21 protein-coding genes are annotated in these 26785 nt (G+C 59.7%); 11 read left to right on the top strand and 10 right to left on the bottom strand.

Going from position 1 to position 26785, the window contains the following annotated elements; genetic code table 11:
- Window positions 1-3: 3 nt before the first annotated feature.
- From phaE to phbB, 4 genes are all read right to left on the bottom strand, one after another.
- Window positions 4-1248 carry a class III poly(R)-hydroxyalkanoic acid synthase subunit PhaE gene (gene phaE / locus ACOY6C_RS14530; protein ID WP_420906238.1) on the bottom strand — a complete coding sequence of 415 codons (1245 nt, stop codon included), beginning with the start codon at window positions 1246-1248 and terminating at the stop codon, window positions 4-6.
- A gap of 290 nt (window positions 1249-1538) precedes the next feature.
- Window positions 1539-1898, bottom strand: coding sequence for a phasin family protein (locus tag ACOY6C_RS14535; RefSeq protein ID WP_420906239.1), 360 nt, complete (start codon window positions 1896-1898; stop codon window positions 1539-1541).
- 166 nt (window positions 1899-2064) lie between these two features.
- Window positions 2065-2520 (bottom strand): polyhydroxyalkanoate synthesis repressor PhaR, encoded by a 456-nt coding sequence (phaR, locus tag ACOY6C_RS14540; RefSeq protein WP_420906240.1) that lies wholly within the window; start codon window positions 2518-2520, stop codon window positions 2065-2067.
- 122 nt (window positions 2521-2642) lie between these two features.
- The gene (gene phbB, locus ACOY6C_RS14545) at window positions 2643-3389 is read right to left on the bottom strand and encodes an acetoacetyl-CoA reductase (protein ID WP_420906241.1); all 747 of its coding nucleotides are present in this window, start codon (window positions 3387-3389) and stop codon (window positions 2643-2645) included.
- 483 nt (window positions 3390-3872) lie between these two features.
- Here phbB and ACOY6C_RS14550 point away from each other — a divergent pair, with 483 nt between their 5' ends.
- Entirely contained in the window at window positions 3873-5795 is a 1923-nt protein-coding gene (locus tag ACOY6C_RS14550; protein WP_420906242.1) for an ATP-binding protein, read from the top strand.
- Window positions 5792-6409 (top strand): ATP-binding cassette domain-containing protein, encoded by a 618-nt coding sequence (locus tag ACOY6C_RS14555; protein WP_420906243.1) that lies wholly within the window; start codon window positions 5792-5794, stop codon window positions 6407-6409. Before ACOY6C_RS14550 ends, ACOY6C_RS14555 begins: the two co-directional genes overlap by 4 nt.
- Before the next feature lie 104 nt (window positions 6410-6513).
- Here ACOY6C_RS14555 and prmC read toward each other — a convergent pair whose 3' ends face one another.
- Entirely contained in the window at window positions 6514-7389 is an 876-nt protein-coding gene (gene prmC, locus ACOY6C_RS14560) for a peptide chain release factor N(5)-glutamine methyltransferase (RefSeq protein ID WP_420906244.1), read from the bottom strand.
- A gap of 177 nt (window positions 7390-7566) precedes the next feature.
- A complete protein-coding gene (locus ACOY6C_RS14565) occupies window positions 7567-9483 on the bottom strand; it encodes a M23 family metallopeptidase (RefSeq protein ID WP_420906245.1) in 1917 nt (638 codons plus the stop codon).
- Between the two features lie 344 nt (window positions 9484-9827).
- On the opposite strand from ACOY6C_RS14565, the gene ACOY6C_RS14570 reads away from it, so the two are divergent.
- The 4 genes from ACOY6C_RS14570 to aroE all read left to right on the top strand — a co-directional run bounded on the left by ACOY6C_RS14570 (window position 9828) and on the right by aroE (window position 14969).
- A complete protein-coding gene (locus ACOY6C_RS14570; protein ID WP_420906246.1) occupies window positions 9828-11066 on the top strand; it encodes a glycosyltransferase family protein in 1239 nt (412 codons plus the stop codon).
- Between the two features lie 6 nt (window positions 11067-11072).
- A complete protein-coding gene (locus tag ACOY6C_RS14575; protein WP_420906247.1) occupies window positions 11073-12410 on the top strand; it encodes a B12-binding domain-containing radical SAM protein in 1338 nt (445 codons plus the stop codon).
- Between the two features lie 601 nt (window positions 12411-13011).
- The gene (locus tag ACOY6C_RS14580; protein ID WP_420906248.1) at window positions 13012-14088 is read left to right on the top strand and encodes an NAD-dependent epimerase/dehydratase family protein; all 1077 of its coding nucleotides are present in this window, start codon (window positions 13012-13014) and stop codon (window positions 14086-14088) included.
- Between the two features lie 23 nt (window positions 14089-14111).
- A complete protein-coding gene (aroE, locus tag ACOY6C_RS14585; RefSeq protein ID WP_420906249.1) occupies window positions 14112-14969 on the top strand; it encodes a shikimate dehydrogenase in 858 nt (285 codons plus the stop codon).
- Window positions 14970-15118: 149 nt separating this feature from the next.
- On the opposite strand, the gene ACOY6C_RS14590 is transcribed toward aroE, so the two are convergent.
- From ACOY6C_RS14590 to folD, 3 genes are all read right to left on the bottom strand, one after another.
- The gene (locus tag ACOY6C_RS14590) at window positions 15119-16411 is read right to left on the bottom strand and encodes a multiheme c-type cytochrome (RefSeq protein ID WP_420906250.1); all 1293 of its coding nucleotides are present in this window, start codon (window positions 16409-16411) and stop codon (window positions 15119-15121) included.
- 140 nt (window positions 16412-16551) lie between these two features.
- Window positions 16552-19125, bottom strand: a complete 2574-nt coding sequence (gene clpB / locus ACOY6C_RS14595) for an ATP-dependent chaperone ClpB (protein WP_420906251.1) — start codon at window positions 19123-19125, stop codon at window positions 16552-16554.
- Window positions 19126-19497: 372 nt separating this feature from the next.
- Window positions 19498-20355, bottom strand: a complete 858-nt coding sequence (gene folD, locus ACOY6C_RS14600) for a bifunctional methylenetetrahydrofolate dehydrogenase/methenyltetrahydrofolate cyclohydrolase FolD (protein WP_420906252.1) — start codon at window positions 20353-20355, stop codon at window positions 19498-19500.
- A 106-nt stretch (window positions 20356-20461) separates the two neighbouring features.
- On the opposite strand from folD, the gene ACOY6C_RS14605 reads away from it, so the two are divergent.
- Together ACOY6C_RS14605 and ACOY6C_RS14610 are read left to right on the top strand one after the other, a co-directional pair.
- Complete coding sequence (locus tag ACOY6C_RS14605; protein WP_420906253.1) at window positions 20462-21169, top strand: hypothetical protein; 708 nt, start codon at window positions 20462-20464, stop codon at window positions 21167-21169.
- 15 nt (window positions 21170-21184) lie between these two features.
- Window positions 21185-21979 carry a prolipoprotein diacylglyceryl transferase gene (locus ACOY6C_RS14610; RefSeq protein ID WP_420906254.1) on the top strand — a complete coding sequence of 265 codons (795 nt, stop codon included), beginning with the start codon at window positions 21185-21187 and terminating at the stop codon, window positions 21977-21979.
- Window positions 21980-21983: 4 nt separating this feature from the next.
- Here the strand turns inward: ACOY6C_RS14610 and ACOY6C_RS14615 are convergent, their stop codons facing one another.
- Window positions 21984-22310, bottom strand: coding sequence for a two-CW domain-containing protein (locus ACOY6C_RS14615; protein ID WP_420906255.1), 327 nt, complete (start codon window positions 22308-22310; stop codon window positions 21984-21986).
- Between the two features lie 567 nt (window positions 22311-22877).
- Here ACOY6C_RS14615 and ACOY6C_RS14620 point away from each other — a divergent pair.
- The 3 genes from ACOY6C_RS14620 (at window position 22878) to rho (ending at window position 26770) form a co-directional block, all read left to right on the top strand.
- Window positions 22878-24092, top strand: a complete 1215-nt coding sequence (locus tag ACOY6C_RS14620; RefSeq protein ID WP_420906256.1) for an NnrS family protein — start codon at window positions 22878-22880, stop codon at window positions 24090-24092.
- Window positions 24093-24156: 64 nt separating this feature from the next.
- Entirely contained in the window at window positions 24157-24843 is a 687-nt protein-coding gene (gene coaE / locus ACOY6C_RS14625; protein WP_420906257.1) for a dephospho-CoA kinase, read from the top strand.
- A 514-nt stretch (window positions 24844-25357) separates the two neighbouring features.
- Window positions 25358-26770 carry a transcription termination factor Rho gene (gene rho, locus ACOY6C_RS14630; protein ID WP_420906258.1) on the top strand — a complete coding sequence of 471 codons (1413 nt, stop codon included), beginning with the start codon at window positions 25358-25360 and terminating at the stop codon, window positions 26768-26770.
- The last annotated feature ends 15 nt before the right edge of the window (window positions 26771-26785 follow it).

Here is a 26785-nt window from a genome sequence, read left to right on the forward strand (position 1 = left end):
GGCTTACTCTCCTTTCTGGGCGGGCGCGGCGACCAGGGCCGGCTTGGCGTTGCCGATGCGCACCGTTTTCTTGATGGCCGATTTGTCCGAGGTCGGTTCCGTGCCGGAGCTCTCCACCACCGACAGGGTCGGGGCGGACGACGACTCCTCCAGTTGACGCTTCAGATCCGCCAACTCATCCCGCAGACGACGCACGCCGAGCTTTTCCATGTCATCGCGCAGAGCGTGAATCTCCGCGCTCGAATCCTTTCCCTTCAGCTCCTGCAAGGCATCCTCCAGCGCCGACAGACGGCGACGCAGGGAGGCGATCTGACGATGGGCACTGTCGAGTTCGCGCCGGGTGGGCAGATTCACCGCCCCCATGGCGTTGTCCATGGTCTCGGCCACATTGCGACGCACCCGCATCAAGGCATTCATCATGCGCGAATTAAGCTCGTTGAACTCCTTGGTGGTGACCGTGGCGGCATTCGCCTCCTCGTTGCAATCCACCCACAGCACATACAGATCACGCATGCTCTGCAGCTGCTTGCCCTCGGCGCCCATCTCCAACAACTTCTTGTGCAGCTTGTCCAGCGCCTTCTTGGAGGTCTCGTTCATGAGAGTCTGGAACTCTTCGAACGCCTTGCGAAACTCCAGGACCAACCGCATCCCTTCTTGCATCTTCTCCTGCCGTTCGCGGTTGTACCCCACGCCCGGCGCCGACAGAAAACGCATCATCGCCTCTTCCGAGGCCTGACCACCCGTCAGCAAGGCACGCATGGTATCGTTGGCGAAGATCGGATTGGTGTTCAAAAATTCGACCCACGCTTTCATGGGATTGCTCATCATGGCGTTCATGCCGTCCAGCTTGCCCCACTGGCCCATGACACCCTGGAACGACTCCTGACCCTGGCTGAACATCGCCTTGGCCTGCTGAATCGTCTTGTCGAGCTGGGAGGTCCACTCCTGGCTCAGATTGGTTCCCTCGGACATGTTCTGGAACATCTTGAACACTTCGCGACCCATGCGCATGAACTCTTCCATCGAGCCCATGGCGTGACGCATGGCCATCACCTCGGGGGTTGCCTGCGGCATGGCGAACATTTTCTGCCAGCCCGCCATCCCGTCCTTGAAGAAATTCATCGGGTTTTCATTCTGCCAGGCGTTGGTCCAGGAGCTTTGGGTCACGTCCGACCAATCTTCCCACATTTTGCGTTGCAGGTTCTGCCATCCGGCCATCCAGTCACCGGTAAACGGATTTTTGTCCATGCTCGACTCCTTGAAGGGGATTCATCAGCGGCCTTGCCGTGGCGCTCCCTGATGGAGATCACCACGGGGCGGGGGGGGCCCCCACCTTGCGAGTTTTACGAAAAAACAGCTTGAATCGACTTGATGAATACAGTTGTTGTTGAATGCTAATAACATGAATCGTTATTGCGACCAGGTATCCTGGTCGAAAAAATTGGACGGCGCGTCCCTGCGCCGTTACTGCGGGGCTGTTGGTCCCACCTCGCGCCGGATGCGGAGGTCGCCCCGATGCCGGCAAAAGGGGCCTCGGATCATTCCAATCCGGCTTTGGCCTCTTCCACCAGTTTGGTGATGTTCTTTTCGATCAGATCCTTGAGTTCGCTCTGCCCCTGGGTCAGCACATCCATGGTGCGCTTGGCATTCTCGACCATCATTTTGCCCAGATTGGTGGCGATGTCCGCCTGGGTGGAGACCGCTTCCTGAATGGTCTTGGCGGAACTCAAATCCTTGAGCTGCCGGGCACCGGCGGTGATGAAACCCTCGGCGGCCTCGAGCTGTTGCTTGGTCAGTTCTTGCACGGTGCGATCGTTGATCTTCTGCAGATCGGAGATCGAATCCATCATCCGCTTGGTCAATTCCGTCATGCGTTCGGCAACCTTGTTATTGTCCATTGTTTTTGATCCTTATCGAGTGAGTGCTGCACATGTCGTCGCAGTTTGCTGCAATGCAACAATGTTGCGGTGCAGCATAAGTGAATGCAACCAACCCTGTCAATAGATTTTTTTCAGGCCAGGAGAAAAAAATTCGTTTCCCCTCCTGACCAGCCAGGCAACGGCATTACTCTTTTTTCTTAGGCGTGGAGCCGAGAGTCAAGGAGAAGAGGCTTCCATGCAGGGAGTGCCACATCTCCAGATTGCGCCGCCCCATTTCATTGATCAGGCTCAATGGATCGGGCGCGTTTTGGAAGATATTCTTTTGAGCCATGAAGGAATCCAGGCTCTGTTTCATCCATTCGCCCAGCGCCTCTTGCAAGGTATCGCCATAGAATCGGATGATCATTTGCAGGGCATCGGAATCGAAGACCGGATGGCCTTTGTCCTCTTGTTCGCTGATGATTTGCAACAGGATCAGACGGGTGAGATCGGCCCCGGTGCGGTTATCGACTACCTGGAACGGGATACGGTTCATCACCAGATCGCGTACCCCGTCCAGGGTGATATAGGCCGACTGTTCGGTATCATACAGGCGTCGGTTGGCGTATTTTTTGATGATTCGAATCTGGGTCTCATCCATAAAATAGAGCCTCTCCTCTTCCGACCCGTTGATGAGGGGCCGGGGAGACCGCACGGGTTGCATGCGGTTCCCCGGCCTGGGCGATCATCGATCCGGTGGTCACGCCCGCGGGTGGTGGGCGATCAGTGAATGAACTGGCCGCCGTTGATGTCGATGTTGGCGCCGGTGATGAAGCCGGACTCTTCCGCAGCCAGGAAAGACACGACGCGGGCGATCTCCGACGGCTCGGCCAGGCGACCGGCGGGGATCTGGGCGATGATCGATTGCAGCACGTCCTCGCGAATTTTCTTCACCATTTCCGTGGCCACGTAGCCAGGGCTGACGGTGTTGCAGGTGACGTTCTTGCGGATCCCTTCCTGGGCCACGGCCATGGTGAAGCCATGCATGCCGGCCTTGGCCGCCGAGTAGTTGGCCTGACCGAACTGACCCTTGCGGCCATTGACCGAGGCGATGTTGACGATGCGGCCAAAACCGCGATCGAGCATGCCCGGAAAGACCTGACGGGTGAGGTTGAAGGCACTGTCCAGATTGACGCCGATCACCTGATTCCACTGATCCGGGGTCATCTTTTTGAGCACGCTGTCGCGGGTGATGCCGGCGCAGTTGACCAGCACATCCACCGGTCCGACCTCGGCCTCGATCTTTTCGACCGCCTGCTTGCACGACTCGAAATCGGCCACGTCGGCCTCATAGACCGGGATGTCGAGTCCTTCGTCGCGCATGGTTTGTTTCCACCCGTCGAGGTTGGGGCACTCGAAGACCGGCGCGCAGGTGGTGACCACCTGATACCCATCCTTGCTCAACGCACGACAAATCGCCGTACCGATACCGCCCGCGCCACCCGTCACCAATGCAACTCTTTTGCTCATGATTCCATTCTCCTTGTTCGTTACCGGTTGTCCCTAGGATCAATCTTGCGGGCGGTTGGTTCCATGACGCCGCGGATTCGGCCTTGTCGAACCGAGCAGGTTCCACGGGCAGGGCGACCCCCCATGCCAGCGTCGAAGAGCGACGTGGCCCGCCCCTTTTATTGCGATCGGGTCTTTACCATTTCGCGCATCCGGAATCGTTCTCACGTCCGGAAAGTGGTAAATTATGATAATTACCTCTTTATCTCCAATTTGCAAGGGGGCGGACCATCGATGCGCTTGTTTTGTTGCGGTTGGCCATGTCATAGTTACCATGGACCTCTCCAGGAGAGGTCCATGGTACGGGGGGTGAGGGGGTTCTCCCTCCATCATGTTAAGTTCAAACTGGCATAACCTTTCACCGCCCCAATTCCGGATCCTCCTCGCGGTGCATCCGACGAGACGATGCGTTGGGACCACTCATTCGGGTTGAAACAACGAGGCATGTTCTTCTTACGGATCTGGCAACGCATGCGTCTGGATGTCAAGCTGATCGGCTCGACTCTGTTGTTGCTGGCCATTCCGACGGTCCTGATGAGCTGGAATGCGGTGGTCGCCGAGCAACGGGCCCTGTCGGAGCGCGTCCAGCGTCAGGGGGCCGCCCTGGCCGAGGCGGCGGCCATCTTCTCCATCGAACCGCTGCTCACCCTGGACGACATCGTGCTCGCCAGTTACGTCAAACGACTCACCCGCACCCAATACGACGTCGGTTTCGTGCGCATTCTCGACGCCAATGGTCGGGTGATCGCCCAGGCCCCGGATCTCAACACCGTCGATTCCCTCTCTTTGGCCGCCAGCGGCACGGTACGGCTGTTTCGGGTCGATGTGCTCGTGGAGCCCTCGGATACCGAACCGATCGGCAAGGTGGAGATCGGCCTGCTCACCCGCAACGCCGATCTGGCCGCCTCTTCGCGCATCCGCGCCTTGATCGGTTGGTTTCTGGCCATCTTCATCGTGCTGGGCTTCTCTCTGTCGCTGCTGTTGAAAAAAATCGTCACGGATCCGATCCGGTGTCTCGACCACCACGCCAAGGCCCTGGGTCAGGGTGATCTCGAAACCGTCATCGCCTTGCCCGGCTCCGATGAGATGGGCCGTCTGGCCGCAGCCATGGATGGCATGCGTCGCGACATCCGCGAATCCCATGCCGCCCTGAGCCGTCAGGCGGATCTCGATCGCGCCCGCAAAGCCGCCGAGGCGGCCAATCAGGCCAAAAGCTCCTTCCTGGCCGTGATGAGCCACGAAATCCGCAGCCCGATGAACGGCGTGATCGGCATGACCGATCTGTTGGCCGCCACCGAACTCACCCCGGAACAGCGTCAATACGTGGAGATCATCCAGCGCTCCAGCCATTCGCTTCTGGCGCTCCTGAACGACATCCTCGACTTCTCCAAGGCCGAGGCCGGCGCGTTGCGGCTGGAGGTGACCTCGTTCAATCCCCGCGAGGTGGTGCTCATGGTGTGTGAAATTTTAAGCGCGCCAGCGTTGAGCAAGGGGTTGGTCCTGCATCACGACATCGATCCGCGCGTGCCGGTCCGGGTGCGCGGGGATGCGTTGCGGCTGCGGCAGATTCTGGTCAATCTGGTCGGCAATGCCATCAAGTTCACCGAGCGCGGCGGGATTCGCGTGCTCTTGCACCTCGCGGACGAGCCGTTCGAGGCGTCCTGGCCGATCGCGCTCCATTTCACGGTCATCGACACCGGCGTCGGCGTCCCCCTGGACAAACAAGAGCTGATCTTCGACCGTTTCAGCCAGGCCGATCTCTCCACCACCCGCCGTTTCGGTGGCGTGGGGCTGGGATTGACCATCTCCCGGCAGCTGGTCAGCATGATGCATGGTCGTCTGTGGCTGGAGAGTCGTGGCGAGGGCGAGGGGAGCGCCTTTCACGTCGTGGCCCGCTTTCAACCCTGTGCGACCACTGAACAGGTTTTCGACATCACTTCGGGCATGGACTCCCTGACCGATGCAGGAGGCGCCAGTCGTGCGTTGCGGATTCTGGTGGTGGACGATGGCGTGGACAACCGCATTCTGGCCGCCCATATCTTAAGCCGCGACGGCCACCGGGTCGAACATGCCGAGGATGGTCGCGTGGCTTTGGAAAAACTCCGCTCCGACCCTTACGACATCGTTCTGATGGATGTGCAGATGCCAGACATGGATGGCATCGTGGCCACGCGGTTGATCCGTGACGGGGTATTGGGTGAAACGGTCGCCAGGATACCGATTCTCGGGGTGAGCGCCGGCGCGTTGCAGGAGGAGATGGCGCGCGGATTGACCGCAGGCATGGATGCCTTTCTCACCAAGCCCTATCGGGCCTCCGCGTTGCTGGAGTCGGTCTATCGTCTCGCCGGGCGCATGGGGGAGGCGTGAACGGCTCGGATCCCCTGTTGACCTTGCGCGCGGTGTGCGTCTCCCATGGATCCGTGCCGATGGATCTGGTGGTGCGGGCCGGGGAGCGGTTGGCGATTCTCGCGCCGGAGTCGTTTGGCAAGAGTCGGTTGTTGCGGGTCATGGCCGGTCTGATCGAGCCCGCGTCCGGTGCGGTGATCCGGCCTGAGGATGGGGGGGTTGGGGTGTTGTTCCGGGTGCCGGAGTTGCGGTTCCTGTGTGCCACCCCGCGCGAGGAGGTCGGATTGGCCCCGGCGGCGCGCGGAGTGCGCGGAGATGATCTAAACGCGCGCGTCGAAGCCGCGTTGCGGCGTGCCGGGCTGGATGGGGCGTGTTGGGATCGGGGGTGGCATCTGTTTTCCGCGTCTGAAAAATATCGGGTTGGCGTGGCGATCCTGTATGCCTTGCGTCCGCGACTGTTGTTGATCGACGAGCCGGGAAATCCTCTGTCCGATTCGGGAGAGGTGGGGTTGGCCGAGGATCTGCGCGTGTTTTGTCTGGAGCATGGGGTGGGGTTGGTGGTGTTCACCAGTCGGGAAGGAAGGGCCGGATTGTTCGGCGAGCGGGTGGTCAGGATGGAGGGGGGCAAGGGCTGAACGTTTGCGGGGGATCAGGGATCGGGGATTTCCGGTCCCCTGCAATCATGGAGTTCTGAATAACCGCGTTTCTGGCATGATGGGGGGGAGCCCTCCTTACCCCTCTAGTCCCGCACCACCACCGCTCTGGGCAACCGTTGATAGTCCTTCAACAGCTCAACCCTCGCAAACCCGGCACCCCGGAACAGCGCCTCCACCGCCTCCCCCTGATCATACCCGATTTCGGTCACCGCTACCCCGCCCGGACGCATGCGCCGCTTGAACAAAGCCGGCAACCGTCTCAGCAATTCCAAACCATCCACACCGCCATCCAACGCCAGTCGCGGCTCCCAATCCCGCACCTCGGGTTGCAACCCCTGCAACGCACCAGAAGCAATGTACGGCGGATTGACCACCACCACATCGAACACCCTGTCCTCGGCCACGGACCCGTCCAGATCCCCCTCCAGAAGCGTCACCCGCGCCCCGTAACCACACCGCTCCACATTGCGCCGCGCCACCACCAACGCCTCGGCGGAAAGATCGCTCCCCACTCCCGTGGCACTCGGATACTCCTTGAGCAACGCGCACAACAACGCGCCACTCCCCACGCAGGGCTCCAGAATCTCCAGAGGGGTGGAACGGTCCGCAACATGGACCAGAACCGTCTCCACCAGCAACTCGGTCTCCGGACGCGGAATCAACGCCGCCGCGCTGGAAAAAAACTCCATGCCCCAGAACTCCCGCAGGCCCAGAATATGGGCCACCGGCTCCCGCGCCGCGCGTCGCACGATCAACGCCTTGAAGGCCGCCAACTCGGGCGGGTTCAACGGTCGGTCCGGGTCCATGAACAGATCGATGCGCCGCAACCCGAGCGCCCTGGCCAGCAACAACTCACCATCCAGACGCGGTGAGTCGATGCCACGCTGACCGAGCCAGGGGGTGCTCCAGCCGAGCAGGGTACGAATCGTCCAGGTGGCGGGAATGGCGGGTTGGTTCAAGGCGATCGCTCATATTGAAGCAAGCCGCCTGGGGCGGCCTGTCCACGCCTGGACCTCCCGGGAGGTCCAGGCGTGGGGGTAAAGGGGGGGTTTCCCTCGATCCTGCAAACGTTGAACTTCCCCATAAAAAAAGAGGGGCGATCCCCTCTTTTTTCATCCACCTCTGTTGGCAACCCCCTAACGGGATTGGGAACGCTGCGTCAGGACCGCCGAAGCCAGATGGGTCACATCACCGGTCTTGCGCTTCTTGAGCAGGGCCATCAACTGATTGCTCTGGTTACGGAAGTCAGAGAGAAAACGCTTCTCCACCGGCCCGCTGGAAGGCAGTTGCACGGTGAAGGGGTTGACCTGCTGATCGTTGATGCGGACTTCATAATGCAGATGCGGACCCGTGGCCGTGCCCGTGGCGCCCACGCGCCCGATCACCTCGCCCTGACGAATTCTCTGCCCCTGACGCATGCCACTGGCAAAGGAGCTCAGATGGGCATAGGCGGTGCTGAACTTGGGGCTGTGACGCACCACGATCATGTTGCCATAGCCACCCTGATAGCCGACGGATTCGATGGTGCCATCACCGGCGGCACGCACCGGAGTTCCCACCGGCGCGGCATAATCCACACCCTTGTGGGCACGGTTGAACCCATAGACCGGATGCAGACGGTTGCTCGAGAAGACCGAGGAGACGCGGGTGTAGTCCATGGGCGCGCGGATGAACATCTTGCGCACGTTGTTGCCGTCCTTGTCGTAATAACCGACATGGCCGTTCGGATCGATGTAACGCACGGCACGGAACAATTGACCCTGGTTGGTGAACTCGGCGGCGACGATATCCCCGTCCCGAACCCGCTTGCCCTTGTAGAAGAGACCTTCCTGAACGATGGTGAAGTGATCGCCAGGGTGCAGATCACGGGCGAAGTCGATGTCCCACTCGAACAGACCGGCCAGCTTGATGGCCAGATTGCGCGACAGTCCGGCACGCTTGGCGGCGACGAACAGGGAGCGTTCGTTGCGAATCGTGCCGTCAATGGACTCGAGCCGCACATCGAGCATCTTCTTTTCGAACTTGGCGGTGAAGTGCTTGCCATCGCGACTGGTGATCCAGAAGGTGCGCTCGCGATCGACCGGATACATCATGCCGATCAGGTTGCCGTTCGGCGCGAAGGAGAGGGTGATGGTCTTGCCCGGCGCGAGCTGCTTGGCCAGATCGAAAACCGGACGGGCCGACTTGGAGAGCTGCAGGGCGGTCAGATTGGGAACATGACGCCGAGCCAAAAGCGTACCGAGGGAGTCGCCCGGACGGATGGTGATCTCCTTGGTGGTGACGGTCAGACCGGAGAACTCACGGGAGAGCGCCTCGGCGATCGGCGGGGAGGAGTCGTCATCGTCGTCGTCGGACATGGCGGTCTCATCCTCGACGATGATCTCGTTGTTGGACGCCTCCTCATCCGTGTTGCGGTTGTCGCTCTTTTTGTCGGTCTTGGCTTCGGTCTGGGATTCGGGCTTGTTGTCGTCGGAGGCGACCGGTTGCGGCAGCGGTTGACGGCTCTTTTCCAGAGTGGCGGTGATGCGCTCCTGCTCATCCATGGCGATGCGCAGGGTCTGGTCCTGTTCGATCGGATAGCTGAAGCCGATCAGTTGGTTGTTTTGATTGAAGGTCAGTTTGACCGGGGTATCGGTGCGCAAGCGCTGCTGGAGATCGAAGAGCGGTTTGGCCTTGAGCGCAAAAAGCTTGACGGTTTTTCTGGGAATGTTTTGACGCTGCATCAATTCGACGTAGGTATCGTCACGCCGGATCCGCTCGATGACCACCCGGGTCTTGGAGGCGGAACGTTGCGGTTCGACCACGGTTTGGATCGGCACCAGCGACGCCAGACGAACCGGGGTCGAGGGGATGCGCGAAACCTCGCCGCGTCCCTCGGCGATCGGATCGTCGATGCGCGAGGCCTGGGAGTTGCGATCCTCGCTTTTGAGCATCTTGCGAAAATAGTCCTGGGACTGATTTCCACCCGTGCTCGCCTGGGCAACCTGGGTCGCCATCAGGATCAACAAGGCCGACAACGTGCCGCGCAACCATTTCGTGGAGGATAATTGCATAATTTTTTCCACTTTAATTCAAGCAGTTGATCTATCTATTCCGTCTGCTTTCCGTGTCAAGCGGCCCCTTGCAATTTGCGGTCCGATCTGACATGCAACATCCCCAAGAAGCGCTTTATAAGCTGACGGAGGGGCATAAATCATTCTTTCTAACTTCCCCCTTTTCTTATGTCAAGAATTTTCCTGCATGGGGGGAGATGATTTGGGTCAAAAATTGTCTGATTAACGCATTTCAGCGTTTCCCCTTTTGCATTTAAAGAAAGCATGCGAAAATCGCCAAACCTCCTTTTCACTGCGAAAAAATGGAGCATCCAAAACCCAATCAGCCAGGATACGATCGTTCCATGAACTTTCTCTATGCCGACGCCGGACTGACCAACAATCTTGGACACCACGCCAATTCGTGCCGCCATATCGTCCACGAAGCCAAACGACGTGGCATCCCCTCGGCCATTCTGGCCTACAACCACATCGAACCCGAGCTGCGCGACGAGCTTCTGGCCACACCCTGGTTCCGATGCAATCCTTACGGTATCTACGACACCGATCCGTTGTGCGGCTGGTTGAGCAATTTCGATTTCGTGGCCCGTGTCACCCAGGAAGATTTCACCGGCCTGCACGGGGTGAGTCATGATGACATCGTGTTTGTGAACTCCGCCGGACCGGCCCAGTTTCATGCCGCGGTGAGCTGGATCCAATCCTTGCCCATGGATCAGCGTCCCACGATGATCATCGAATTCGGCCATTTCGCCGGACTGGTTCCGCAAGAGGGTGAAAACGGCAGCATCGAACTGGCGGTACGTTATCAAAACGATCCCCGTCCCTTGCTGCTTCGTTTCGTGGCCAAAAAGCTCCTCACCCCGGCGGATCACGGCTGGCTGCGGCTGGCCACCTTCGATTCCCAGGCCTCGGCGATCTATGAAAAGCTTTTCGACCATCCCATGCATGTGTTGCCGCTCTCCAACGGCACCCTCACCACCTGTCGCGATCGGGTTGGAACGCGTCCCATCACCGTCTCTCTGCTCGGCCATCAACGTCTGGAAAAGGGGTTCGGGCTGGTCCCCGAGGTGATCGGACGGCTGTTGAGTCTGGTTCCGGATGTACGTGTTCTGGTTCACAATGGCGCGCCGGATCTTTGCGTGGATCTCCAGAACCAGTTGCGTGCCATTGCTCTGGGCGATCATCGTCTCATCCTTGAGGAGCGCACTGCCGGACCGGAGCTGTGGGGGCAGATGCTTGAGCAGTCCGATCTGATCGTCTGTCCCTATTATCGGGATCATTTCGTCTCCACCTACTCTGCGGTGGCCAGCGAGGCGATCGCCAACGCCATTCCGCTGGTAGTCCCGTCGCGTACCACCCTGGCCAATCTGGTGCAGCAGTTTGGTGGCCCTGGAATCGTTTACGACGACCCATCCGATCGTGCCGATGCCGATGTGGTGTTGCAGGCCATTCTCACCGCCTTGCAGCACTTCGATCCCCTGGCCGCGCGCGCCAGGCTCGCCTCGCAGCAGTGGGACGCCCTGAACGGTCCGCCGCGTCTGTTCGACACCATCCTCTCCTGGCATGCCGGGCGCGTAGGATGAATTGCGATGAAGATCCTGTTCAGCAATCCCCCCTGGTGGCAGGAGATCACCACCACGGCCTCGAATCAGGAGACCATGCTCCTGGGTTGGCGGGCCGGGGTACGGGCCGGATCCCGTTGGCCATTCACCTATCAACTTTCGATTCCGCCCGATCGGTTTGAATTCGGCTCTTATCTCCCCTACCCTTTCTTCATGGGCTACGCCACCACCTACGCTGCCAGGGCCCTGGGGGTACCGGTGGTGTTTCGCGACAGCATCGCCCTGCGCGAGTCTTATGACCGTTATTTCGACTATCTGGAGCGGGAGCGTTTCGAGGTCATTGTCATCGAGTCGGCCTCGCCGAGTTGGGAGCATGATCGGGATCTCATCCACCGGATTGTCGCGCGTTTGCCGCACACTCGTTTCATCGTCACCGGACCGATCACCTCCCTGGGCGAGGAGTTGCTCAACGTCTCGCCCAACATTCAGGCTGCGGTTCGGGGCGAGTATGAAAAGGGGGTGGTGCGGGCTGTTCAGGGTGAGACGGGGCTGATCGATTTCGATCTGCTCACCCCAGAGGAGATGAACAGCGCGCCGTTCCCTTATTTCGACCATCTGTACGCCTACCGGTACTGGGACAGCAATCCGGTGGGGCAGCGCGCTCCGCACGCCCAGGTGTTAAGCAGTCGCGGATGTCCGTTCAAGTGCATTTTCTGTGTCTGGCCGGCCACCATGACCGGCAACGATCCGGACGGTGCGGGCAAGCGTTTCGTGCGTCATTACAGTGGCGACTATCTGGAAGCCTTCCTGACCGAGTTGGTAGAAAAATACCATTTCAAGTCCATTTATTTTGACGATGACACCTTCAATCTCGGCGACCGGCATGTTGAGAAGGTGTGTGCCATCATGCGCAAGCTCAAGGTGCCCTGGTCGGCGATGTGTCGTTCCGACACATCTGGTTTTCATCTATGGCAGGAGATGAAGGATAGCGGTTGTTTTGGTGTCAAGATTGGGTTCGAGAGTGGCGACCAGGAGGTTGTGGACAAGATTGTCAACAAGCGATTGAATCTGGAGGATGCGCAGCGGGTGGCCCATGAGATCCGGCGGGTAGGCATGACGTTGCATGGCACTTTCACCTTTGGGTTACCGGGCGAGACTCCGGAGCAGGTACGGCGTACCGAGGCGTACATTCTCACCTTGCCTTTGGATTCGATTCAGAAGTCGGGGTGTGCGGAGATCGAGGGAGCGCCGTTGCATACGTTGAGTCGGCAGAAATTTTTGCATGCTTATCCGTCGGCCCGGTTGGACGAGCATTATGTGCGCGCCACGGATGGGCAATTGAAGTTCGAGCATCTGGTGAGGTAGGCTGGGGCCGGGGACCAAAGGTCCCCGAAAAACTGTTACGGGGGACCGGGGGCCGAAGGTCCCCGGTGGAGGTTCGGAGGCAAAGCCTCCGAGGTTTTGTTTTTGACTTTGTATTTTTCGTCCTTTGTCTTTCGCGCGCTTTTCACGATAAGCCTTTTTTCGCTCTTTTGCGAAAAAAGGCGCAAGCGCGCGGTCTCATGTGCCCTGAATCGTTGCCGTTTTTGGGCAACGATTCAGGGCGAATTGCTCGCGGCAGGCGCGAATGCTCGGGCAGGCGCGAATGCTCGCGGCAACTGAGCCGCCTCCGGCGGCCTGTTTGAGGCAAGGCGAAGAGGGGGCGTTTTGCCAAAACCGCAAAACGCCCCCTCTTCCAAGGCTGGCGCGTAAAAAATTTCACAAAAGGCGTGAAATTTTTTTCTTTTAAAGACGCGCCTTTAAAGCAAAGTCAAAGGATCAAAGTCAAAGGATCAAAGTCAAAAGATCAAAGTCAAAAGATCAAGGTCAAAGGCCACGTCCCAAGGGCTTTGCCCTTGGATCCCACCAGGGGCCATTGGCCCCTGGACCCCATCAGCATGAGGCATCACGAGGAATTCACCCCACCATGACCTTCCACCGCATCCTGATAACCGGCGGCGCTGGCTTCGTCGGCTCCAACCTGGCCTTGGCCTGCAAACGCGACCTGCCCGATACCGAGGTGATCGCCCTCGACAACCTCAAACGACGCGGCTCGGAACTCTCCCTGGAACGACTGCGACACGGCGGGGTGACATTCCATCACGGCGATATCCGCTGCCCGGAAGATCTCGACAACCTCGAACCTGCGGACCTGATCCTCGAATGCTCGGCGGAACCAAGCGTTCAGGCCGGTTACAACAGCTCCCCAGCCTACGTGATCCATACCAACCTCTCCGGAACCATCAACTGCCTGGAATACGCCCGCAAACACAACAGCGCCCTGATCTTCCTCTCCACCAGCCGGGTCTATCCGATCGCATCCCTGCGCCAGATCCCCATGATGGAAGAAAACACACGCCTGGAGGTGACCAAAAACGCCAGCGGCATCGGCTGGTCACAAGTCGGCATTGACGAAACCTTCCCTCTGACCGGCAGCCGCTCGATCTACGGCACCACGAAACTGGCCTCGGAACTCCTGATCGAGGAGTACCGCGCCATGTACGGCTTGAAAACCGTGATCAACCGCTGCGGCATCCTGACCGGTCCATGGCAGATGGGCAAGGTGGATCAGGGGGTGATCGTGCTGTGGATGGCACACCATTTTTTCAATCTGCCCCTGGGATACATCGGCTTCGGCGGCACGGGCAAACAGGTGCGGGATCTGTTGCATGTCGATGATCTGTATGATCTGCTGCGGGTGCAGATGGCGGATCTGGATCGGTACTCCGGAATGGTGGTCAACGTGGGCGGTGGTCGGGAGGTCTCGGTGAGCTTGAGCGAATTGACCGACTGGTGCCAACGCATCACCGGAAACGTGGTGCCCCTGCGCGCAGATCCGGTGACCCGGGATTACGACATCCCCTATTACATCACCGATCATACCCGAATCACCCATGCCACGGGCTGGATGCCGAAACGCGGGGTGGAGCAGACCTTGCAGGAGATTCATGGGTGGATCCGAACCCATCGGGCGATGCTGGCCCCTCTGTTTGGAATCGCCTGATACGAATCGTTGCCAGGAACGCCATGGAAAAAACCCACATTTACGGCGTGATCGGAGATCCGATCCACCACTCCCTCTCCCCCTTCATGCATCAGCTCGCCTATGCCGAACTGAACATGCCAACCTGTCGTTATCTGCCGTTTCACGTACGCGCGGAGCGACTCGCCGAAGCGGTGCGTGGCATGGCGGCGTTGGGAATCGAAGGGTTCAACGCCACCATCCCCCACAAGGAGAACCTGATTCCCCTGATGGATGAACTCGATCCTTTTGCCCGCATGATCGGCGCGGTGAATACCGTGCGGATCGATCCCTCGGGCCGGATGACCGGGTACAACACCGATGCCTACGGCTTTGTCACCGATCTGCGCGAGATCTTTTCTGAACCTTTGCATGATCTCGACATTCTGGTGCTCGGGGCCGGGGGTGCGGCGCGCGGGGTGTTGGCCGGATTGTTACAGGAAGGGGCGAACCGGATCACCTTGATGAATCGCACCCTGAACCGGGCCGAAACGCTCGCAAAGCGGTTCGCCGGGCATTTTCCCGACCAGTTGGTCACGCCGTTGTCCTGGTCGAACCGTCTTCCGGCCTGTCGTCTGGTGATCAACACCACCAGTCTGGGGATGGGGGATGATGGCGCGCCGGTTCCGGATCTGAGTGATCTGGCTGAGGATGCCGTGGTGTACGATATCGTCTATGCCCCGGCGGTCACGCCGTTGCTGGATGCGGCGCGCGGACGGGGACTGAACGTTGAAAATGGTTTGGGAATGTTGATCCATCAGGGCGCCAGGGCCTTCGAGATCTGGACCGGACGGATGATGCCGGTGGCGGCAGTGCGTGGGGGATTGAAGGAGCGGATGGGCGTGGCGTCGCTGAGAGGGTGAGTACAGGTTGGTAACCGTTGCAAAGGACAGGGGACCGCAAGGTCCCCGGCTTAAGTGCGGAGGCAGAGCCTCCGAGGTTCTGTTTTTGAATTGACCGTGGAACTCCCGTCAGGGAGATCCACGGTCGGGGGGCTCCCCCAGCATGCACGTTACAAGGTCACTTCCGCTTTGCCGACCAGGGCCGGCTTTTTCAACTCCTCGGGCAACTGATCGCCAATCTTCTCCATCATCGGCTTGGAGATCAGATTGAAATACAACTCGGCACGCACCACCTTGACCCCGGAAACCGGAATCGGATAATTCAACACCCGCTTTTCGCCCGGTTTCAAACGGGAATCCGGACCCAGCTTGGTGGCCTGGGGCGGCATGACCGGCTGGTTCTCGTTGTTGAGCAGTTTCAACATGAACAACGCCTGGGGATCCTCCTTGCCCGGATCCTCCTTGAAGTTGCTCCAGATCACCTCACCCTTGTCGTTCAACGCCTGCACCTTGAGCACCAGATTGCGGAACGGCGCACTGTTGGGCATGGTGTGCAACAGGGTGTTCTTGAGGATGATGGTCGCCTTGAGCCTGCTCTCCTCGTCCGAGGTGTACATGGAGAGCGCCAGGGACTTCTGCACCTTGTCCGGATCGTGACCGCCAAGGATCTCGTGGCTGGCGACACCATTGATCACCGGCATGTGACACGATTGACAGGTGGGCACCACGACATCACGACTCTCCTTGACCATCTTGCCCTTGACCTTGGTTTCGCGCACATCCTTGCCGAGCAGCAGATCGCCAATGGTGCAGACCGCCACCTTCTGGGGATTGACCATGGTCTGATGGCAGCCCAGGCAGATGTCGGAACTCTTGAAGAGCTGCGGATTGGCGCGATGCGGGAAACTGTTGACCTTGGGCTCCTTGTCGCCGCCGGGAACCACGACCGGTTCCTTGCCCCGCCAGGCCCCTTCCGGCCCCTGGAGGCTGTCCTTGGAGTACTCATAGGCCGAAGCGCCGAAGTTCAATTTGCCATCCTCGGCCTCGACCCCCTTGAACGAGGTCATGGTGTGGCAGGCGACGCAGTTGACACCCTCGGCATACATGGGTTTGGCGTCGAGCTTGGTGGTCTTGTCGCGGGCGGCGATGGGAGCGTGGCACTGCAAGCAGGCGGGAAAGGATTTGGTGACCTTGTGGGTGACCCCCTCCTGGGAGGGATCGCCGGCTTCGTTGCGATAGACCGCGCCATGAATGGGATCGGTCAAGGCGGTGCTTTTGGCATGCATGGAGCCCTGCCACTGTTGGAAAATCTCCTGGTGGCACTCGCCGCAGTTGACCGAGGGGATGTGCTTCAAGGGAGGTCGTTCGCTCTCCGCCGGGGTATCCGAAGCCCAAACCGTCGCCGCGGAGAGCAACAGGACTCCCAACAGCAACGCCAATCCACCTCTGCCCTGCACGACCATTGAAAATTCTCCCGATTGAAGTCAATCCTTGCCCTTCCCCCAAAGGCACCGGCCATCATATCAGAGTGCCCGGCGCGACTCCAGGAGACAATCGGGATTGCGGCATTCTCCGTGAATGTTACCGTTTACCGCATCGTCATCTATTCCAACCAACGCACCTCCCCGCCATCCCAATCCGCCACCACCCGTCCGCCAGGCCGACAGCGGCCCGCCAGCAACGCCTCGGCCAGGGGATCCTGCAAGCGCCGCTGCATGAGTCGTTTCAACGGACGGGCACCGTAGTGAGGATCATACCCCTCCTCGGCCAATTGCCGACGCAGCGCCGGGGTGATCTCCAGGGTGATCCGCTGCCGCGCCAGGGCATTCTGGATCCGTTTGAACTGAATTTCGACAATGCTCTCCATTTGTTCAGCGCGTAATCGCTGAAAAAAAATGATCTCGTCGAGCCGGTTCAGGAACTCCGGCTTGAAGGCCCGTTGCAATTCGCCCATCACCTGGGCGCGGGTGGCGTCCGAGAGCGTATCCCCCGCCGCGATCAGATGGTGCGAACCGATGTTGGAGGTCAGGATGATCACCGAGTTCTTGAAATTGACCACCCGTCCCTGGGAATCGGTCAAACGGCCATCGTCGAGGATCTGCAACAACACGTTGAACACATCCGGATGGGCCTTTTCGATCTCGTCGAACAGCACCACCCCATAAGGACGACGCCGCACCGCCTCGGTCAACTGTCCCCCTTCGTCAAACCCCACATAGCCGGGCGGCGCGCCGATCAGACGGGACACCGAATGTTTTTCCATGTACTCGGACATGTCCAGCCGGGTCATGGCGCGGTCGTCGTCAAACAGGAAATCGGCCAGGGTCTTGGTCAACTCGGTCTTGCCCACGCCGGTCGGACCCAGGAACAGGAACGATCCCATGGGACGATTGGGATCGCCCAACCCGGCCCGTCCGCGTCGCACCGCCCGCGCCACGGCGGACAGAGCCTCCTCCTGACCCACCACCCGTTCGGCCAGACGGTTTTCCATCGACAACAGCTTGTCCCGTTCTCCCTCGAGCATGCGCGCCACCGGAATGCCGGTCCAGCGCGCCACCACCCCGGCCACCTCCTCCTCGCCCACCTCCTCGCGCAACAGACGATCCGCGCTCGGTTCGGTGGCGGCCTGGTCCAGGCGTCGCGTCAGATCCGGGATGATGCCGTATTTAAGTTCCCCGGCGCGGCTCAGATCCCCGCGCTGTTCGGCCTCGGTCAACTCCTGACGGGCCTTTTCCAAACTCTCCTTTAATTTCTGTCCTGCGTCGATGTGGGCCTTTTCCTGGCTCCAGCGCAGGGTCAAGACCGCCGAACGCTCCTTTTCGTCGGCCAAATCCCGCTCCAGATGCGCCAGACGTTCACGCGACACCGGATCGCTCTCCTTGGAGAGCGCGGTTCGTTCGATCTCCAGTTGCAGGATGCGCCGATCCAGTTCATCGATCGCCTGGGGTTTGGAGGTGATCTCCATGCGGATGCGTGCCGCCGCCTCGTCGATCAGGTCGATGGCCTTGTCCGGCAGAAATCGATCCGTGATGTAGCGATCCGACAGGGTGACCGCCGCCACGATGGCCCCATCGGCGATGCGCACGCCGTGATGCAGTTCGTAGCGCTCCTTGATGCCGCGCAGAATCGAAATCGCATCCTCCACCCCCGGTTCGCCGATCAACACCGGTTGGAACCGGCGTGCCAGGGCTGGATCCTTCTCCACATGTTTGCGATACTCATCGAGGGTGGTGGCCCCCACGCAATGCAGGTCCCCGCGCGCCAGGGCCGGCTTGAGCAGATTCGAGGCATCCATCGCCCCGTCGGTGCGCCCCGCGCCCACCAGGGTATGCATCTCGTCGATGAACAGCACCACCCGTCCGTTGGCATCGCGCACCTCGTTCAACACCGCCTTGAGCCGTTCCTCGAACTCGCCGCGATACTTGGCCCCGGCGATCAGCGCGCCCATGTCGAGCGCCACGAAACGGACATTCTTCAAGGACTCCGGCACATCACCACGCACCACCCGCAACGCCAGACCCTCGACGATCGCAGTCTTGCCCACTCCGGCCTCGCCGATCAGCACCGGATTGTTCTTGGTGCGGCGCGACAGCACCTGGATCGCCCGGCGGATTTCGTCATCCCGTCCGATCACCGGATCCAGCTCCCCACCGCGCGCCAGTTCGGTCAGATCGCGGCCATATTTTTCCAGGGCCTGGAATCCGCTCTCCGGATCCGCGGAGGTGACCCGGCGGTTGCCGTTGATCTCGGCCAGGGTGCGGCGCACCGTTTCCAGGGTGATTCCGAGTCGTTTGAGCAGTCCGGCAAGCTCCCCCTCCTTCTCGCGGGTCATGGCCATCAGGAAGTGTTCGGTGGAGACATAGGCATCGCGCATCTCTCGGGCCAGGCCATCGGCATCGGCCCACAGGGCCTGCATGCGACGGGAGAAGTGGATCTGGTCCGCGCCTGTTCCTTCCACCCTGGGAATTCGTTCCACCAGGCGGGACAGCTCCTCTTCCAGGCGTGGCGTGGCCACCCCCATCTTGTCGAGGATCGGACGGATCATGCCATCCTGTTGCTCCAGGAGTGCGAGCAGCAGGTGTTCCGGTTCCAGGCGTTGCTGACGTCGGCTTGCGGTCAGGCCGATGGCCTGTTGCAGGGCCTCCTGGGATTTGGTGGTCAAACGTTCCTGTTGCATGGATCTAACGTTCCTCGAAAGGGGTGGGGCATGCGGAGGGATGCTCTCTTCGAGTGATGAGATAGGGATGAGGAGAGGCGATTACAAGGTGTCAATCTTTGTGAATGGCGGGAAAACTGGCGAGGTCCAGGGGCGAAGCCCTTGGCGGGGTCCAGGGGCGAAGCCCTGGCGGGGTCCAGGGGCGAAGCCCTTGGGACTTTAACTTTTGACGTTCGCGCGCTTTTCAGGCGCGAAAAAACGCTTTTTTGAAGAGCGCGTCAAAGGCAAGGAAAAAATCAACGGCCAAACCTCGGAGTCGCTGCCTCCGAACCTCCGCCGGGGACCTTCGGCCCCCGGTCCCCCGCAACGGTCGCCCCCCTCTCCCACCCCACCTCAATCCAATCCATGCGCCCGCCTGGCACTCTTGACGGTATTCTTCAACAACATCGCAATGGTCATCGGCCCCACGCCACCCGGCGACGGGGTAATGTGCGACGCCTTGAGCCGCGCGGACTCAAAATCCACATCCCCACACAACGAACCATCCGGCAGACGATTGGTGCCGACATCGATCACCACCGCCCCCTCGCGAATCCAATCACCGGGAATCATGCGCGGCCTGCCCACCGCAGCCACCAGAATGTCCGCCGAACCCACCAACGCCGGCAGATCGGCACTGCGCGAATGACAGATGGTGACCGTGGCATGGGCAGCCAGCATCAACAACGCCATCGGCTTGCCAACAATGTTGGAACGCCCCACCACCACCACATGCCTGGACTTGGGATCGATCCCCTCGACCCGCAACAACTCCATCACCCCGAATGGGGTGCAGGGCGGAAACAACGGCTCGCCAATGGCCAACATGCCAACGTTGTAAGGATGAAACCCGTCCACATCCTTGAACGGAGAGATGGCCTCCAGAATGGCCCGCTCGGAGATGTGACCCGGAAGAGGAAGCTGGGTGAGAATCCCATGCACCGCCGGGTCGGCATTGAGCCGCGCAATCAACGCAAGCAAAACTTCCTGAGAGGTGTCGCCAGGCAGTTCGTGATGGAACGAGGCGATGCCGGCAGTCTCGCAGGCCTGACGCTTCATGCGTACATAAACCTTGGAGGCCGGATCATCCCCCACGATCACCACAGCCAATCCCGGAACGATGCCGTGCCGCTCTCGCAACAAGGTCACCTCCTGGCGCAGGGTCTCCCGAATATCGGCGGCGATGCGCTTGCCATCGATCACATGCGTCATGATGCTCCTCCAAGGTAACGTTCGGTGGCCTTTCCAACGAAAAACCATTACCATAGCAGATAATTCAACCCATCGCGACCGATTTCATGGATAACACGGTATCGACATGCAACCCCGGATGACCCACTGGACACCCCAGGCCCTGTTTGCCGCGCTCACCGGAGCCACGCTGTTCGCGACGGTGGTTTGGAGCTGGCATCAACCCGCGTTGACCACGATCGTGCTGACGCTGGTTCTGATCGCCCAGCTTCAATACCATCCCCATCCGAACGACCATCGCGCCATGCTGGCCGCGGCCCTGCTCGGCACCCCCGCCGAAGCGGTCAGCGTCCACCTGGGAGAGTGGACCTACCACGCGCCAGGCTTGATCCTCGGCCTGCCGATCTGGATCCCGCTCATCTGGGCCAACCTGTTCGCCCTCTATCGACGCCTGACCCGGCTGCTTCTGGCCATGCTGCCCGCCGGAAACCCTTTCCGCGTTCCCTATATCCGGATCCTCACAATCCTGATATCGGTTTATGCCTTTCTCACCCTCACCCTGATGGATAAAATGCCGCTGGTCCATCTGCTCTACGCCGGATTCCTGATCGTCATGGCCGGATACTGGCGCGCGGAAACGGATCTGTCGATCTTCGTGATCGGCGCTCTGCTCGGCACCCTCGGGGAGTACACCTGCGTGCAGCTCGGCTACTGGCACTACTACAACCCTTATTTCACCTCACTCGGCATCGACATCACCCTGGCCATGGATTGGGGTCTGAGCGCGGTCATCATCCACCGCATCGCCGAATTCCGTCCCGATACATCAACCTGACCCCAGAAAACCCGCATGCATCCCATCCTGGCCCACTTCGGAGAGATCACCGTCCATACCTACGGCTTCGTGATGATGGCCGCGCTCTTTTTCATCTATTTTCTGGCGCGCGCACATCGGGACGAAACCCTTCTGGAACCGTCCCATCTCGGCGACATCAGCTTTCTGGTGGTCTTTTCCATCTGGTTCGGCGGCGGATTGATCCTCCTGCTCCTCTCCGGGGAGTACTCCCTGGCCAACCTGCGCGCCCATCTGAATCCCGCCAGACTCGAAAGCCTGAGCACCGTGGCAGTCACCACAGCCTTTTTTCTCCTGCTGGCCGGCTACTGCCACTGGAAAAAATTACCCTTCTGGCGGGTCATGGATTTTCTCATCCCCTATTTCGTGCTCGGCTACGGCCTGCAACGCACCTTTGGCTGCTTTTCCGCCGGCTGCTGCCATGGCACCCCCACCACCCTGCCGTGGGGCGTGACCTTCGGCGAAACCTTTGGCATCGGTCCGCCCGCCGGAATTCCGGTCCACCCGACACAGCTCTACATGGGATTGGCGGCGTTGGCCTCCAGCCGCTGGCTGCTGACCATCCAGCCGCGCAGCAAAGAAATGCCGGGAGCCCTCACCGGTCTGGGAACCGTGGCCCTGTTCGGGGTCTATTTCATGGTTTCGTTCTGGCGCGGGGATCTGAAGGGAGAGAGATTGGCCGCAGGATTGACGTCGAATCAGTGGTTCGCGCTGCTGTTGATCCTTTTGGGCGCGATGCTGTGGAGCGTCGCCGTCTGGCGCGACCGACGCCAAAAGCGTGGAAGGGATTGAACGATCACGCCAACGTCATGGTGGCGGAGTTTTCGATGTAACGGTTGAACACCTCAAGATTAAAGGCCTTCTTGTATTTTTTCTTCAGCTCGACAAAAAAGGCGCATTGATGGCAGTCGCGCTTGGACTGCTTGACCAGGGAGGCGCAGGTGTTGAGCCGCTCCGCCGGAGCCAGCGAACCGACAATGAAAATACAGGCCCGACCCCCGTTCTTGCCGCCCAGGAATCCATCCGCCATTTCGAAGGTGGCCACCGGACAGGTGCCGAGCTTGGCCTCCTTGCTCCCTCCGGGTTCTCGTCCACACTGATTCTTTTCCCAGCAGTTCTTCATGACCCCCTCCTGTGAAGACGCAATGGAACTTGCAGAATGGAGGGAGAACCCCCTCACCCCCCGTACCATGGACCTCCCTTCGGGAGTTCCATGGAAACTTGCAGCATGGGGGGAGAACCCCCTCACCCCCCGTACCATGGACCTCCCTTCGGGAGTTCCATGGAAACTTGCAGCATGGGGGGAGAACCCCCTCACCCCCCGTACCATGGACCTCCCTTCGGGAGTTCCATGGTAAAACATTGTATGAATACTCATTAACATTCAAGCAGATTGCATGCCAGGATGGCTATGGAGTCAATGGATTGAAATTTAAGAAATAATTTTTTGAATGCCCTATACAAGCGACAAAAATTGTTACATAAGATTTTGAAAAAACAGGCAATATCATGAAAAAATCAAACAAAAACAAACAATTGATTGAATGTAAAAAAATTTGACCGTTTGTAAAAAAATTTTTCACCTGAAAATAATCGCCATCAAGGCTTGACCGTTTCCGCGCCCCACTCGAAAATCCAGTGGCATGGCGCCGATCCAACTCAATCACCATCCACATGGTCAAAAAATCCCATGAAACGTCTGATTCAGATCCTCGCGCCCGCAGATCAATCCTTCGCACCCATGACCTTCACCCGCCAACCGGTGCTGCATCGTTTCTGGCTGGGCGGTCTGTTGTTTGCCGGCGTGGGATTCCTGTTCGGGTTTTTTCTGTGGATGTGGCAACACGATCAACTCCCGGTCCAGGGGGATTTTTTCCTGATCCGACTCTGGCACGCCCGGGTGCAGATCGAGGGATTCCTGGGTTCGTTTCTTCTGGGGTTTGCCCTGCAATCCGGACCGCATGTCACCGGCGGCAAGCCACCCCCCTCCTCCAGCCTGTTGAAACTCACCTTTCTGCTCTGGACCGGTCTGTTCTTCTCGCTGTTCAGCCTGGAGTGGCTCGCGATGACCGGAGCGGTATTGGTCAGCGTGGCCTATGGCGGGGCGGGTTATTTTTTGTTTCAGGTGACCCGACAAGGCAACCCCGGTTTCCGGATCCAACGGGGCTATCCCCTGGCCGCCGGCATGACCCTGATGGCCGCGGCACCCTGGCTCTCCCTGGATGATCCGGGCGAGGCGCTGTTCCTGCTCTGGTGCGGACCGGTCACCATGGCCCTGGTGGCGGGACAGCAGTTGATCCAGAACGTGCTCGGCGGTCGTCTGCTCCAGAACCGACCCGCGCGCCTGTTCGCCATCACCCTGGCCCTGGCCTGGCTCTTCTCGGCGCTCGCAGGTCTGACACCTCTGGAAATCTGGCCCTTGGCCGGCGCGGCCTGGCTGGTCACCCTGTTTTTTCTTCTGCACGGCACCCAGTTCTTTGTGGCCGCGTGGCGCATGGGAGGAGCCTCGATCAACGTCACCCTGACGCTCGGCTTTCTGCATGCCCTGCTGGCGGCGGCCTGGCTGGTGACCGGGGAGGGATCGCCGGATGTGGCGGTCCATCTGTTGGGGGTGGGCTGCCTGACCACGCTGATCATCGGCGTGACCGTGCGCGTGGCGGGATTTTTCTCGGCGGGTGCGGTGATGGGGGATCGGGTCGCCTCCTGGCTGCTGCTGCTCTGGGCCGGCGTGGCCTGGACGCGCGGATTCTTTCCAATCCTGGCCATGCCCGAACGGTTGACCCTCTGGATGAGTCTGGCGGGCGCGCTCATCCTCGGATACTGGGGCGTGCGTACCGCGGACCGGCTGTTGAAAATTCACACCCTGGTGCCGGTGAGTCTGGGCGGAAGCAAGCCCGATGCGTGAGAGCCTGTCCGGCCTTTGTCAAATGTGATCCAAGATCCGCGCTGGGGATGCGACTCGAGGAACCATGCTCTATCTGCTCGGCATCACCGGCTCCATCGGCTGCGGCAAATCGACCGTCACCCGCCTGTTGGGCGAACAGGGAGCCCTCACCCTGGATGCCGACCAACTGGCCAGACAGGCGCTCGCACCCGGCTCCCCGCTCCTGGATCGGGTGGCCGAACGGTTCGGCGCGGATCTGCTCACCCCGGATCGGATCCTGAATCGCCCTCTGCTCGCCGAACGGGTCTTTTCCGATCCGGATCAACGCCGTGCGCTGGAAGGACTCATCCATCCGCATGTCTTCGCGTCCATGGCCACGAGCCTGGAACGGTGGGACGCCCAAACCGCGCCAGGTCAATGCCGCATTGTCGCCCTGGAGATCCCCCTGCTCTTCGAAACCGGATCCGAATCCCTGTGCGATTCGATTGCCGTGGTGATCTGCGGCGACCGTCAGACCGAACGACTTGCCGAACGCACCAATCTCACCACCACCACACGCCAAAACATCATCGCCCAGCAACTCCCCGAGACGATCAAACAGCAACATGCCGACTGGATCCTCGACAACCGATGCGATGCGGAGACTCTTTTGTCACAAATTCTGAACCTTTGGAAACGACTGACCGGTCAATTTCCTTCACAAAACCCCGCCTGGCCGGGTCAATGGAACGCTTATCGGTTACAAAATCATACGGTATTCGACGGTTCGTGATTTTGTATTTGACTTTTGCAAATTCCGTGGCTAGAATTTTGGCATTTCATCCTGACTACAGATATCTAAATCCCGCGCGCCACGCCAAAAACCAATAGTCCCGACGCCCAGACGCGTCTCAAGCGTGCGCCAATCGTGCCCAAATCGTGCGCCAATCGTGCCCAGATCGTGGATCGCCCCGAAACTTTCCAAAGACCACTCGAAGCCCGATCAAACCTTTTCCCGACTTAGTTGACCTCGCACGAAGGATCGTGTCTGAATCTTTAGGATCCACAGCTCAATCCATGCCGTTTGCGCGCGGTCCGTCTTGTCGAGCCTCTGCTTGACCGAACAACTCCCGCCAGGGAATTCTCGGTCGGAAAGAGGGGTTTCCCATCTTGCAAGTTTTGTCAGACACGCCGGATGGTTGTTGTTACCGTGAAAATTTCTCATGAAAATCCACGGCCAGGGGGGTGAGGGGGATCTCCCCGCATCTTACAAATTTCCAATCCTTGCTTAAGATCGCTGTCACCGCATGCCAAAAAAACGTATACACCCGCAAACCGATCCCACCGCCGACTCTCCGGATCTGGCGCAACCCCCGTTCTCCGGCGATGACGATCTCGGACCACCACCCGCTCCTCGTCCGGACACGCCTCCCTCGAGAACCGATCGCCATCCCATCACCCATTTGAGCGATTTGAAGGCCCTTCCGGTCACCACCCTGTCGGAAATGGCCTCCGCGCTCAATGTGGAAGGTCTGATGGGGATGCGCAAGCAGGAGTTGATCTACGCGATCCTCAAGGCCGAGAGCGCCAACAACAACGCACAGATCTATGCCGAAGGGGTGCTTGAAGTCCTCCAGGACGGCTTCGGATTCCTCCGTGCTCCGGACACCAACTATCTCCCCGGTCCGGATGACATCTACGTGTCGCCGTCGCAGATCCGTCGTTTCGGGTTGCGCACCGGGGATGTCGTGGAGGGTCAGATCCGCTCCCCCAAGGAGAGCGAACGTTATTTCGCTCTGTTGCGGGTGGAAAAGATCAACTACGAGGATCCCATCAAGGCGCGCAACAAGATCAACTTCGACAACCTCACCCCGCTCTATCCGGATCAGCGGCTGGTGATGGAGTTGCCCGACCATTCGTCCATCAAGGATGCCGGCACGCGGGTGATCGATCTGTTGTGTCCGATCGGCAAGGGGCAGCGTGGTCTGATCGTCGCCCAGCCGCGCACCGGCAAGACCATGCTCATGCAGAGCATTGCCCACGCCATCGCCGAAAACCATCCCGAGGTGATCCTTCAGGTTCTGCTCATCGACGAGCGGCCCGAGGAGGTGACCGACATGAAACGGTCGGTCAAGGGTGAGGTGGTTTCGTCCACCTTCGACGAGCCGGCCACCCGGCATGTTCAGGTGGCGGAGATGGTGATCGAAAAGGCCAAGCGTTTGGTCGAACACAAGCGGGACGTGGTGATTCTGCTCGACTCCATCACCCGTCTGGCGCGTGCCTACAACACGGTTGCCCCCTCTTCCGGCAAGGTGCTTTCCGGTGGTATCGACGCCAACGCCTTGCAGCGTCCCAAGCGGTTCTTCGGTGCGGCGCGCAACATCGAGGAGGGCGGATCGCTCACCATCATCGCCACCGCGCTCGTGGAGACCGGTTCGCGCATGGACGAGGTGATTTTCGAGGAGTTCAAGGGCACAGGCAACATGGAGGTGAGTTTGGATCGCAAGCTCGTGGAGCGGCGCATCTTCCCGGCCATCGACATTGCCCGTTCCGGCACCCGCAAGGAGGAGCTTTTGATCGACAAGGACGATCTGAGCAAGCTCTGGGTGTTGCGTCGCATCCTGTTGCCCATGGGTCCGCAGGATTCGATGTCATTTCTCCTGGACAAAATCAAGGCAACCAAGAATAATGCGGAATTTTTCGCCAGCATGAACAATTGATGGTCAAGGAAGGGA

Origin of the sequence: Candidatus Magnetaquiglobus chichijimensis (assembly GCF_045865675.1) — a bacterium.
Classification (GTDB): Bacteria; Pseudomonadota; Magnetococcia; order Magnetococcales; family Magnetaquicoccaceae; genus Magnetaquiglobus; species Magnetaquiglobus chichijimensis.

Excerpts from the sequence above, each read along its gene's own strand:
- ACOY6C_RS14610 (WP_420906254.1), top strand. The coding sequence starts at position 21,185 with ATGCATCCCATCCTGGCCCACTTCGGAGAGATCACCGTCCATACCTAC.
- ACOY6C_RS14590 (WP_420906250.1), bottom strand. The coding sequence starts at position 16,411 with ATGGTCGTGCAGGGCAGAGGTGGATTGGCGTTGCTGTTGGGAGTCCTG.
- phbB (WP_420906241.1), bottom strand. The coding sequence starts at position 3,389 with ATGAGCAAAAGAGTTGCATTGGTGACGGGTGGCGCGGGCGGTATCGGT.
- phaR (WP_420906240.1), bottom strand. The coding sequence starts at position 2,520 with ATGGATGAGACCCAGATTCGAATCATCAAAAAATACGCCAACCGACGC.
- rho (WP_420906258.1), top strand. The coding sequence starts at position 25,358 with ATGCCAAAAAAACGTATACACCCGCAAACCGATCCCACCGCCGACTCT.
- ACOY6C_RS14575 (WP_420906247.1), top strand. The coding sequence starts at position 11,073 with ATGAAGATCCTGTTCAGCAATCCCCCCTGGTGGCAGGAGATCACCACC.
- ACOY6C_RS14570 (WP_420906246.1), top strand. The coding sequence starts at position 9,828 with ATGAACTTTCTCTATGCCGACGCCGGACTGACCAACAATCTTGGACAC.
- coaE (WP_420906257.1), top strand. The coding sequence starts at position 24,157 with ATGCTCTATCTGCTCGGCATCACCGGCTCCATCGGCTGCGGCAAATCG.
- clpB (WP_420906251.1), bottom strand. The coding sequence starts at position 19,125 with ATGCAACAGGAACGTTTGACCACCAAATCCCAGGAGGCCCTGCAACAG.
- ACOY6C_RS14620 (WP_420906256.1), top strand. The coding sequence starts at position 22,878 with ATGAAACGTCTGATTCAGATCCTCGCGCCCGCAGATCAATCCTTCGCA.
- ACOY6C_RS14615 (WP_420906255.1), bottom strand. The coding sequence starts at position 22,310 with ATGAAGAACTGCTGGGAAAAGAATCAGTGTGGACGAGAACCCGGAGGG.
- ACOY6C_RS14605 (WP_420906253.1), top strand. The coding sequence starts at position 20,462 with ATGCAACCCCGGATGACCCACTGGACACCCCAGGCCCTGTTTGCCGCG.
- ACOY6C_RS14535 (WP_420906239.1), bottom strand. The coding sequence starts at position 1,898 with ATGGACAATAACAAGGTTGCCGAACGCATGACGGAATTGACCAAGCGG.
- ACOY6C_RS14580 (WP_420906248.1), top strand. The coding sequence starts at position 13,012 with ATGACCTTCCACCGCATCCTGATAACCGGCGGCGCTGGCTTCGTCGGC.
- aroE (WP_420906249.1), top strand. The coding sequence starts at position 14,112 with ATGGAAAAAACCCACATTTACGGCGTGATCGGAGATCCGATCCACCAC.
- ACOY6C_RS14550 (WP_420906242.1), top strand. The coding sequence starts at position 3,873 with ATGTTCTTCTTACGGATCTGGCAACGCATGCGTCTGGATGTCAAGCTG.
- ACOY6C_RS14565 (WP_420906245.1), bottom strand. The coding sequence starts at position 9,483 with ATGCAATTATCCTCCACGAAATGGTTGCGCGGCACGTTGTCGGCCTTG.
- folD (WP_420906252.1), bottom strand. The coding sequence starts at position 20,355 with ATGACGCATGTGATCGATGGCAAGCGCATCGCCGCCGATATTCGGGAG.
- phaE (WP_420906238.1), bottom strand. The coding sequence starts at position 1,248 with ATGGACAAAAATCCGTTTACCGGTGACTGGATGGCCGGATGGCAGAAC.